The 9754-nt window shown below is 68.1% G+C and carries 9 protein-coding genes; 6 read left to right on the top strand and 3 right to left on the bottom strand.

Annotated elements, in window-relative coordinates; all coding sequences use genetic code 11:
• A partial coding sequence (locus AZG88_RS53490) for a PLP-dependent transferase (RefSeq protein ID WP_231913922.1) occupies positions 1 to 564 on the top strand: 564 nt, incomplete at its 5' end.
• A gap of 44 nt (positions 565 to 608) precedes the next feature.
• Here the strand turns inward: AZG88_RS53490 and AZG88_RS10595 are convergent.
• The gene (locus AZG88_RS10595) at positions 609 to 1787 is read right to left on the bottom strand and encodes a hydroxylase (RefSeq protein ID WP_061697642.1); all 1179 of its coding nucleotides are present in this window, start codon (positions 1785 to 1787) and stop codon (positions 609 to 611) included.
• A gap of 167 nt (positions 1788 to 1954) precedes the next feature.
• Between AZG88_RS10595 and AZG88_RS10590 the strand changes: the two genes are divergently transcribed.
• Positions 1955 to 3217, top strand: a complete 1263-nt coding sequence (locus AZG88_RS10590) for an Nramp family divalent metal transporter (protein WP_005243961.1) — start codon at positions 1955 to 1957, stop codon at positions 3215 to 3217.
• Here the strand turns inward: AZG88_RS10590 and AZG88_RS10585 are convergent, their stop codons facing one another.
• Both AZG88_RS10585 and AZG88_RS10580 read right to left on the bottom strand, forming a co-directional pair.
• Complete coding sequence (locus AZG88_RS10585; protein ID WP_231913920.1) at positions 3218 to 5509, bottom strand: serine/threonine-protein kinase; 2292 nt, start codon at positions 5507 to 5509, stop codon at positions 3218 to 3220.
• Between the two features lie 23 nt (positions 5510 to 5532).
• Positions 5533 to 6228: a TetR/AcrR family transcriptional regulator gene (locus AZG88_RS10580; RefSeq protein WP_025431932.1), complete on the bottom strand. Its 696-nt coding sequence runs from the start codon at positions 6226 to 6228 to the stop codon at positions 5533 to 5535.
• Positions 6229 to 6319: 91 nt separating this feature from the next.
• Between AZG88_RS10580 and AZG88_RS10575 the strand changes: the two genes are divergently transcribed.
• From AZG88_RS10575 to AZG88_RS10560, 4 genes are read left to right on the top strand one after another with little or no spacing between them, the layout of a single operon-like run.
• Positions 6320 to 7504, top strand: a complete 1185-nt coding sequence (locus AZG88_RS10575; protein WP_061697640.1) for a lipid-transfer protein — start codon at positions 6320 to 6322, stop codon at positions 7502 to 7504.
• Between the two features lie 47 nt (positions 7505 to 7551).
• Positions 7552 to 7983, top strand: a complete 432-nt coding sequence (locus AZG88_RS10570) for a type II toxin-antitoxin system Rv0910 family toxin (protein WP_005243970.1) — start codon at positions 7552 to 7554, stop codon at positions 7981 to 7983.
• A 5-nt stretch (positions 7984 to 7988) separates the two neighbouring features.
• Positions 7989 to 8864, top strand: a complete 876-nt coding sequence (locus AZG88_RS10565) for a MaoC/PaaZ C-terminal domain-containing protein (protein WP_061697639.1) — start codon at positions 7989 to 7991, stop codon at positions 8862 to 8864.
• Positions 8865 to 8874: 10 nt separating this feature from the next.
• On the top strand, positions 8875 to 9744 hold the full coding sequence (locus tag AZG88_RS10560) for an SDR family oxidoreductase (RefSeq protein ID WP_061697638.1): 870 nt from the start codon (positions 8875 to 8877) through the stop codon (positions 9742 to 9744).
• The last annotated feature ends 10 nt before the right edge of the window (positions 9745 to 9754 follow it).

The raw sequence follows: 9754 nt of genomic DNA, 5'->3' as shown, positions 1-9754 counted from the left end.
CCGGACCCGAGCTACCACGGTGTCGTCTTCGCGGACCTCGGCGCCCCGGCCTACGCGCTGAAGGCTCGCGTGCAGTTGCTGCGCGACCTCGGTTCGGCGGTGGCCCCGTTCAACGCGTTCCTCATCGCGCAGGGCATCGAGACCCTCAGCCTGCGCGTGGAGCGGCACGTCGCCAACGCCCAGAAGGTGGCCGAGTTCCTCGAGGCCCGCCCGGAGGTCACGTCCGTGGCGTACGCGGGTCTGCCGTCCTCGCAGTGGCACGAGCGCGCACAGCAGCTCACCCCGAAGGGTCCGGGCGCGATCGTGACGTTCGAACTGGCCGGCGGTGTCGATGCCGGCAAGAAGTTCGTCAACGCGCTCACCCTGCACAGCCACGTCGCGAACATCGGCGACGTGCGCTCGCTGGTGATCCACCCGGCGTCCACCACGCACTCGCAGCTGACCCCGGAGGAGCAGCTCGCCGCCGGTGTGACTCCCGGACTGGTCCGGCTCGCCGTCGGCATCGAGGGTTTCGACGACATCCTCGCCGACCTCGAGACCGGATTCGCCGCAGCCGCACTCTGATCCGATGCCGGGAGCCGAGGCGCGAGCCTCGGCCTCCCGGTGCTTCAGATCATGGCGCGCATCATCCCCTGCGGTTCGCCGCCGAGCTGGGTGAGCGCGCTCGCGTGGTTGGTGGGTCCGGGCACGTGGACCGCGTGCGCCAGACCGGCGTGCGCGTCGCGCCAGAACCGTTGCATCGGTGTCTTGTAGTGCAACGCGCCACCGCCGGCGCGCGCGAAGATCTCGTCCACGGCACGCACCGCACGCCAGGCCGCGGCGATCTGGGTGCGGCGTCCGATCGCACGCTCCTCGAATGTGATCTCCTTGCCCGCGTCGACCTTGTCGTAGAACCGGTCCGCGGTCTCGATGAGGGAGACCCGCGACGCATTGATCTCGGCGGCGGACTCTCCTATCGCACTGAGCACGTAGGGATCCTCCTTGATCTTCTGGCCCGTGATGGCGACGCGGTCCTTCTGCACCGCGATGTGACAGGCCAGCGCGCCCTCGGTGATACCGATGACGGCGGCGGTGATCCCGAGGGGGAACTTGCACGAGTACGGCATGTTGAACAGCGGCTCCGGCCTGCCCGCCTCCTTCTGCGCACGTCCGTCCATCACCTTCGACGCGTTCAACGTCCGGTAGCCCGGGACGAAGGCACCGTCGACGATCAGGTCCTTGCTTCCCGTTCCGCGCAGTCCGATGACGTCCCACGTGTCCTCGACGATCTGATAGTCGGTGCGCGGCAGAATCACGTGCAGAGACGAGGGCGGCATTGCGATGCCACCCTCGCCGTCACCGACCATCGCCCCGAGGAAGGCCCACTGACAGTGGTCGGTTCCGGACGAGAACGACCACCGCCCCTTCAGGACGTACCCGCCGTCGACCGGTGTCGCGACACCCATGGGCGCGTACGGCGACGCCATCCACGTGTCGTTGTCCTCGCCCCAGATCTCCTCCTGCACCCGCGGGTCGGCGAACGCCAGTTCCCACGGGTGCACGCCGACGATCCCGGTGACCCATCCGCTCGCACCGTCGAGTGCGGCGACTCCCATGACGGTCTCGGCGAACTCGCGGGGGTGGACCTCGTAGCCGCCGTAGAGCTTGGGCTGCAGCAATCGGATCGCCCCGGAGTCGCGCAGGAGGCCGGCGGCGGTGTCGGTGAGTCTGCAGTCTTCCTCCGACTGGACGGCCTGCCCACGAATCTCCTCGGCGACGCCTTCGATTCTGTCGAGAACCTGACCCATCGGGACTCCCTTCCACCGCAAGTAGAACACGTTCTAGTCAATATAGCGCCGGAGGTGGCAATTCCGAGCCGATCCAGCCCCCGCACTTGAAAGTTCGTGCCACCTAAATCTATAGTGCGGAGATACGAATCAGCAGGTAGATCGACGCGACCACGATCAGGAGTCCAGTGAGCATCGAGGCCCCCAGACCCCTCCTCCCGCGCCGCGCTCCCCGCAAGGGCAGCATCCGGACAGTCGCGCTCCTCGGTCCCGCGTTCGTGGCGGCCATCGCGTACGTCGACCCCGGAAACGTGGCCGCCAACCTCACTGCGGGCGCGAAGTACGGGTACCTGCTCGTCTGGGTGCTCGTGCTCGCCAATGCCATGGCCGTGCTGGTGCAGTACCTGTCCGCGAAACTCGGGCTGGTCACCGGCAAATCACTGCCCGAGATGCTGGGGACCCGCCTCCGGACCGGCAACCGCCGCGCGTTCTGGCTGCAGGCGGAGGCGATGGCGATCGCCACCGACCTCGCCGAGGTGATCGGCGGCGCGATCGCACTCAATCTCCTGTTCGGCGTTCCCCTCTTCGTCGGAGGCCTGATCACGGGCGTCGTGTCGATGGGCATCCTGTCGATCCAGAGCCGCCGCGGTCAGCGGACGTTCGAGTTCGTCGTGATGGGACTCCTGACGATCATCACCGTCGGGTTCCTCACCGGACTCGCGTTCACCGACGTGTCGGGTACGGATGCGCTTGCCGGACTCGTGCCGCGTTTCGAGGGCACCGAGACGGTACTGCTCGCCGCGAGCATGCTCGGCGCCACCGTGATGCCGCACGCGATCTACCTCCACTCCGCCCTCGCCCGCGACCGGCACGGGAACGACCTGGAAGGCCCCCGCCTCGCGCGACTGCTGCGGGTGACGAAGTGGGACGTGGTCGGTGCGCTGATCGTGGCGGGCGCGGTGAACATCGGCATGCTGCTGCTCGCCGCCTCAGCCCTGCGCGGCATTCCGGGCACCGATTCGATCGACGGCGCGCACGCCGCCATCCAGAGTTCGCTCGGCCCCACCGTCGCCGTCATCTTCGCCGTCGGACTGCTGGCTTCCGGCCTGGCGTCCACGTCGATCGGCTGCGCCGCCGGGTCCGAGATCATGTACGGCCTGCTGTCGATGCGCATCCCGCTGCTGCTGCGCCGGGTGGTCACCCTGATTCCCGCACTGGTCGTGCTGGCGGTCGGCGTCGATCCCACGTTCGCGCTCGTGCTCAGTCAGGTGGTTCTCAGCCTGTGCATCCCGTTCGCGGTGATTCCACTCGTACGGATGACGTCGAGCCGCGACCTGATGGGCGTCCACCGCAACGCGACGGCCACCACGGCCGCCGCCTGGGTGGCGGCGTCGTTGATCGTCGTGCTCAACGTCTCGCTGCTGTGGCTGACGTTCACGGGTTCGGCCTGATCACTCGTGCCGCGGCGCACCGGACACGACGCGGTGCAGCGCCTGCAGATCCTCGGACAGCATCCGGAACATCCAGTAGGCCCCGACGAACGCAACGACGCTGCCGACGCACAGGACGCGGAGCGCGACGATCACCCGGGGCAGGTCCTCCGGGGGAATGAACGTGGCCCCCGCGATTCCGAGCAGTGGCACGGCGGCCGCCGCGGCGAGGAAGAACGTGCTGCGTCGCCCGAGCCGTCGCAGCATCCGGGCGTCGGACGCACTGATCTCGCCGTGCCGCAGAAACACCGGGTAGAGGCAGCGGACGGCGTAGAAGTTCACGAAGAAGAACGGGTAGACCACCGCGATCGCTCCGCACACGAGCTGAGATGCAGTGAAGTGGACGATCGTGTTCCACGGAACCTGACTGCCGCTCACCTCCAACGTGATCGGCACGACGAGGCCGCTGACGATCCACAGACCGAGGCAGAGCAGTGCACACCGCTGGCCGAGCAGCAGGGTGTCCCGGCGCGCCCGGGCGAGCTGGGCGCCGGTGTAGACCCGCCCCCGGCGCAGCCCGCCGGCCACCATCGTCAGGTAGAGCACCATCGACAGCGTGCCCACGGCTCCGATGAGGAACGCGACCGTGTAGTCGATCCGGGTGATCCGCTCGAAGTTCTCCTGCGCGGCGGGCGGCAGCTTGCTGATGATCAGGGTGCTGTTGTGCTGGTAGCTGTAGAGGATCGCCAGCAGATTGGGAACTGCGATGGCCAGGAACATGATCGGGTGCGTCCACCGCCGCATCCGCAGCCGCCAGCTTCCCGGCGGCGGATCGACCAGATCGCGGGCGTGCGCGTCGAGGCAGACGTCGAGCTGCTGGGCGAGTTCCGCACCGGAGGAGAACCGATCCTTCGGTGCCGGCGCCAGCGATTTCAGCAACACTCGCCGCAGCGCGTTCGGACAGTCGGCGGGCAGCGCGTCGGCGGCCGGTTCGTCCGGTCCGCGCCGCCGCGCGAGCATCGCGTCGAGAGTGGTGCGGTCGCCGGGCGGGTGGGAGTGCAGTTCGGCGTCGCTGTCGTCGAAAGGTCTTCTGCCCGTCAGTAACTCCCACAGCACGACGGCGAGCGAATACAGGTCGCTGCGGGTGTCGAGATCGCCGGGTGCGCCCGGCCGGTCCGGGTGGATCGCCTCGAGCTGTTCCGGTGACATGTAGGCCAGCGAGCCGCCGAAGTACGCGACCGGACTCGACCCGGCGACGTTGCGGCTGAAGCTGATGTTGAAGTCGGCGAGCTTGGGGACGCCCTCCGTCGTCAGCAACACGTTCGCCGGTTTGACGTCGCGGTGCAGGACGCCGTGGCGTCCGGCGTAGTCGAGCGCCTCCGCCAGCCGCCGGCCGAGCCAGGCGACCGTCTCGGGCCAGGTCAGCGTCGCGATCTCCCGGCGCACCCCGGATTCGCTGGGCCGGATCTCGCCTCGACCGACCAGGGCCCGGTCGATCGCGTCCAGCAGCACGGCGCCGCTGCGCGAGTCCGGTGGCGTCTCACGAACCCGGGCGACCACGTCGAGCAGGGTGCCGCCCGGGACGTACTGCATGTACAGCAGTCTCAGGTCACGGCCCGCGAGGAGGCGTTGATCGAAGACCCGGACGATGTAGTCGTGGTCGAACTGGGCCAGAGTCTGCGGCTCGGTGCCGTGGTCCAGGGAAATCTTGACGGCGACCATCCGTTGCAGCGACCGCTGCCGGGCCAGGAACACCCGCGCGAACGCGCCCCTGCCGAGACCGGTCACGAGATCGAAATCGTCGATCCGCTGGCCCACCTCCAGATCGTCGAGCGTTCCGCCGCTCCCCGGAGACACCGACAGCGTCGTCTCCCCGCGATGGAGTGCCGTGCTGTGGTACTCGCCGGTGCCGAGCAGTTCGTCGAGCTCACCGGCCTGACCCGGAAAATTCTGCGTGTACTCGCTCGCCTCGACCGACTCCCCGCTGCGCCGCCGGATGTGGAACTCCTCGTACAGCAGATCCGGCGGCAACGGCCACCGCCGCAGTTCGGGCAGCTCCTCACAGTATTGGCCGAGCCGCTTCGGGTGGTCGCCGCGCAGCCAGCGGTTCTCCAGGTCGACCTTGACGAGTTCGATGAGCGTGACCCGGCGGAGCGCGGGAGACACGGGCAGGTAGGCGACCAGATCGGGCGCGGACGACGAGGACTCCCAGGCACTGGCGAAGCGCGCGACGGCGTCGCCGACCGCTGTGTCCGACACCCAGGCCTGCTCGGAAGCGGCCGGTGAACCTCGCCGGGAGGGCATGGAAGCCATGGTAGCTGGCCACACCCGGCCGACTACTGCAGTTCCGACACCGGGGTCGACGGGTCGATGGTGACGCCGATCCGCGCCAGATTGCCGTGCAGCACTTGCCAGATCGACACCTCGAGGAACTCGGCCAGCTCGTCGCTGCCGAGCGCCGACTGCGGGTTGCTCAGCCATCGATTGACGCTGGCGTCCACGAGTCCCACCAACCCGAAGGCCAGCGACTCGGCCAGGTCCGAATTGCCGGCCACCGTGTCGAGGACCGTCGCGAGCAGACCCGACAACTGGAGCGCGATCGCGGTCTTCGTTCCGGTGACCACACGTGAGCCGGTCGTTCGCCTGCTCGGCGATCCGGTGCCGAGGAATTGGTGGAGCCGTGGATATTCCACGATCCACCGCAGGTACGTCTCGACGGCGCGGGCGATTGCCTCGCCCACGGTCCCCTCCGGTGTCAACGTGGGCGCGAGGTCCGCCATCAGTCGTTCGATGATGCGCCCGCGTAGCTGCTCGTCGAGGTCACCGCGATCGGTGAAGATCCGGTAGACCACCGATCGCGGGACGTCGGCGCGGTTCGCGATCTGCTGGACGCCCACGTCGGGACCGTCCTCGTTGATGGCGTCCATCGCGGCTTCGAGAATCCGGCTTCGGCGTTCCGCCTTGTGGTCCTCCCAGCGCGTGGCGCGGCCGTCGCCCTGGGGCGACGCGGCGGTTTCCACTTTGTCCGGCATCACGCATACGTTACCCATCCGACTGTTGACTGGACAGACTGTCTCACAGACAGGGTGTCACACACACATTCTCCGGACTCAGGGAGCCGCAATGGGTAACAGGGTGTTCGTCGTCGGCGTCGGGATGACGAAGTTCGAGAAGCCGGGTGCACGCGAGTGGGACTACCCCGACATGGCGCGCGAGGCCGGTGGCAGGGCACTCGAGGACGCCGGGATCGAGTACCGGCTCGTGGAGCAGGCTTACGTCGGATACGTGTACGGCGAGTCGACGTCGGGACAGCGGGCCGTCTACGAACTCGGCCTCACCGGCATTCCCATCGTGAACGTCAACAACAACTGTTCGACGGGGTCGACCGCGCTCTTCCTCGCCACACAGGCGGTCCGGAGCGGTCAGGTGGACTGCGCACTCGCGCTGGGCTTCGAGAAGATGCAGGCCGGTTCGCTCGGGTCCACGTACGACGATCGGGAACAGCCGATGATGCGCCATCTCCTCGCGCTCGCCGAACTTCAGGAGTTCGCGATGCCGCCGGCCCCCTACATGTTCGGCGCCGCCGGCAAGGAACACATGGAACGGTTCGGGACCACGGCGGAACAGTTCGCCGAGATCGGCGTGAAGAACCACCGCCACTCACAGAACAACCCGTACGCCCAGTTCCAGGACGAGTACACGCTCGACGAGATCCTCGGCTCGAAGCCGATCTACGGGCCACTGACCAAACTGCAGTGCTCCCCCACCTCGGACGGCGCCGGCGCCGTCGTCGTCGTGAGCGAGGAGTTCGCCGACAAGCACGACCTCGCCGGGCAGGCCGTGGAGATCGTCGGCCAGTCCATGGTCACCGACCTCCCGAGCACGTTCGAGGACCGGAGTGCGATCAGCCTGGTCGGCGCGGACATGACCCGCACGGCCGCGGCCCGCGTGTACGAACAGGCAGGCATCGGACCGGACGACATCGACGTCATCGAACTCCACGACTGCTTCTCCACCAACGAACTGCTGACCTACGAGGCGCTCGGCCTGTGCGGCGAGGGCGAGGGCGGCAAACTCGTCGACAACGACGACACCACGTACGGCGGGCGCTGGGTGGTCAACCCGTCCGGCGGTCTCATCTCCAAGGGACATCCCCTCGGCGCCACCGGACTCGCCCAGTGCAGCGAACTCACCTGGCAACTCCGCGGCACGGCCGACAAGCGCCAGGTCGACGGCGCCGCGGTCGCCCTCCAGCACAACATCGGCCTCGGTGGTGCCGTCGTCGTCACCGCCTACCGCGCACTCTGATCCGTCTCTCTCACAATTCCTTTCACCTCGAACACCAGGAGTACATCATGGCTTCCGTTTCCGTCGCAGCGTCCCTGCCCGCGTCCCCCGACAAGGCGTGGGACGCGCTCTCCAACCTGTCCCGCTGGGAGGAGTGGCTCACCATCCACCAGTCGTGGAAGAGTGAGATTCCCGCCGAGGTGGCACTCGGATCGAAGTTCACCGAGGTCGTCTCCGTGATGGGCATGGCCAACAAGATCGAGTGGACCGTCACCGAGGTGCAGGTGCCCGAGATGGTGAAGATCTCCGGCACCGGTATGGCGGGGGTCACCGTCGAATTCACGCTGAAGGTCGAGCCGGACGGTGCCGGATCCACGGCGATCATCGACGCAAGCTTTACCGGCACGATGATCGTCGGCCCCATCGGCAAGGCCGTCGCCAAGAACGCCAAGGCGGATCTGGAGGCGTCCCTGGCCGGTTTCGCCGACATGGTGGGCTGATCCGCATGACCACCTCCACAGTCGAATTCGACACGAGCGGCCTCGGCGAGTGGACCGAACCGCAGCGGTTCGAGGTCACCGCCGAGCGCATCGCCGAATACGCAGCGGCCACCAGCGATCCCATCGAACGCCACCTCGCCGGCGAGGTCGCGCCACCGCTGTTCGCCGTGGTCCCCGCGTTCACGTCGATGGCACCGGCGGCACTGTCCGTCGCCCCGGTCGAACTGCTCATGAAACTCGTGCACGGGGAGCAGGATTTCCACTTCCACCGTCCGATCCGTCCCGGCGACAACCTCGTGGTCCGCGCGAAACCGATCGGATTCGAGGGCCGGGAGAACGGCTCCACCGTCGTCGTCTACGTCGAAACCACCACGGACGACGGAGAACTGGTCAACGAGCAGTGGATGACCGCGTTCTTCCGGAAGGTCGATGCGGGAGCCGGACTCGGCGACCGTGCACCCACCCACCGGTTCGACGAGTCCCTGCGCGGACAGGCCCCGGTCGCGTCGATCACCCAGCACATCGACGACGACCAGACGTTCCGGTACTCGCCCGCCTCCGGTGATCCGATGCCGATCCACCTGGACGACGAGATCGCCCGGATGTCCGGACTTCCCGGAATCATCAACCACGGCCTGTGCACCATGGCGTTCACGTCGTGGGCGGCGCTCACCGAACTCGCCGACGGCCGGGTCGAACGTCTCCGCCGGCTCGCGGTGCGGTTCGCGAAACCCGTCCTGCCCGACCAGGACATCGCCACGCAGTTCCGGCAGGTCGCCGAGTCCACGGCCGGGAGAACGTCGTACGCCTACGAGACCACCGTCGGCGCCGAACTCGTCATCAAGGACGGCCTCGCCGTCATCGCGGACACAGAAACCTAGGAGTACGCACATGGGAACACTCGACGGACGGGTCGCCATCGTCACCGGCGCCGGACGCGGAATCGGCCGGGAGCACGCACTGCTCTTCGCCCGTGAGGGCGCTGCCGTGGTCGTCAACGACCTCGGCGGCGCGAACGACGGCACCGGCGAGGACGCGGGCCCGGCGCAGCAGGTCGTCGACGAGATCGTCGCCGCGGGCGGCACGGCAGTCGCGAACACCGACAACGTCGCGTCGTGGGCCGGCGCCGAAGGACTCGTCGATCAAGCGGTGAGCGAGTTCGGCCGACTCGACGTCCTCGTCAACAACGCGGGCATCCTGCGGGACGCCTTCATCGCGGGCATGACCGAAAGCCAGTGGGACGCCGTCATCGCCGTGCATCTCAAGGGCCACGCCGCCACCCTGCACCACGCGGCGGCGTACTGGAAGGCGCAGACCAAGGCGGGCGAAACCGTGAACGCGTCCGTGATCAACACCGCGTCGGCGTCGGGCACGTTCATGCCCAACGCGGGCCAGGGCAACTACGGCGCCGCGAAGGCGGGCATCGCCGCACTCACCCTGGTCGCCGCGGACGAGCTCGAGCGCTACGGCGTCCGGGTCAACGCGATCGCGCCGATCGCCCGCACCCGGCTCACGCTGGCCACCCCGGGTGTGGGCGCGCTGTTCGCCGAGGAGGTACCGGAGGGCGAGTTCGACGCGTTCAGCCCCACCAACATCTCTCCGCTCGTCGCGCGTCTCGCCGACGCGAACTGCAAGATCACCGGCAAGGTGTTCGCTGTGCAGGGCGGGGCCATCTCCGAGCTCGCCGGCTGGCACGACGTCACGACCATCGAGAGCGACGGCCCGTGGACCGTCGCCGACCTCGCCGACCGGCTCGGCTGAAGGGCCCCGA

It is taken from the genome of Rhodococcus sp. LB1 (genome assembly GCF_001583455.1).
Classification (GTDB): Bacteria; Actinomycetota; Actinomycetes; order Mycobacteriales; family Mycobacteriaceae; genus Rhodococcus_F; species Rhodococcus_F opacus.
This window is presented reverse-complemented; position numbering and strand designations above follow the sequence as displayed.

Coding starts and splice junctions, on each gene's coding strand:
- AZG88_RS10585 (WP_231913920.1), bottom strand. CDS start 5,509: ATGGCTTCCATGCCCTCCCGGCGAGGTTCACCGGCCGCTTCCGAGCAG.
- AZG88_RS10580 (WP_025431932.1), bottom strand. CDS start 6,228: ATGCCGGACAAAGTGGAAACCGCCGCGTCGCCCCAGGGCGACGGCCGC.
- AZG88_RS10570 (WP_005243970.1), top strand. CDS start 7,552: ATGGCTTCCGTTTCCGTCGCAGCGTCCCTGCCCGCGTCCCCCGACAAG.
- AZG88_RS10575 (WP_061697640.1), top strand. CDS start 6,320: ATGGGTAACAGGGTGTTCGTCGTCGGCGTCGGGATGACGAAGTTCGAG.
- AZG88_RS10595 (WP_061697642.1), bottom strand. CDS start 1,787: ATGGGTCAGGTTCTCGACAGAATCGAAGGCGTCGCCGAGGAGATTCGT.
- AZG88_RS10565 (WP_061697639.1), top strand. CDS start 7,989: ATGACCACCTCCACAGTCGAATTCGACACGAGCGGCCTCGGCGAGTGG.
- AZG88_RS10560 (WP_061697638.1), top strand. CDS start 8,875: ATGGGAACACTCGACGGACGGGTCGCCATCGTCACCGGCGCCGGACGC.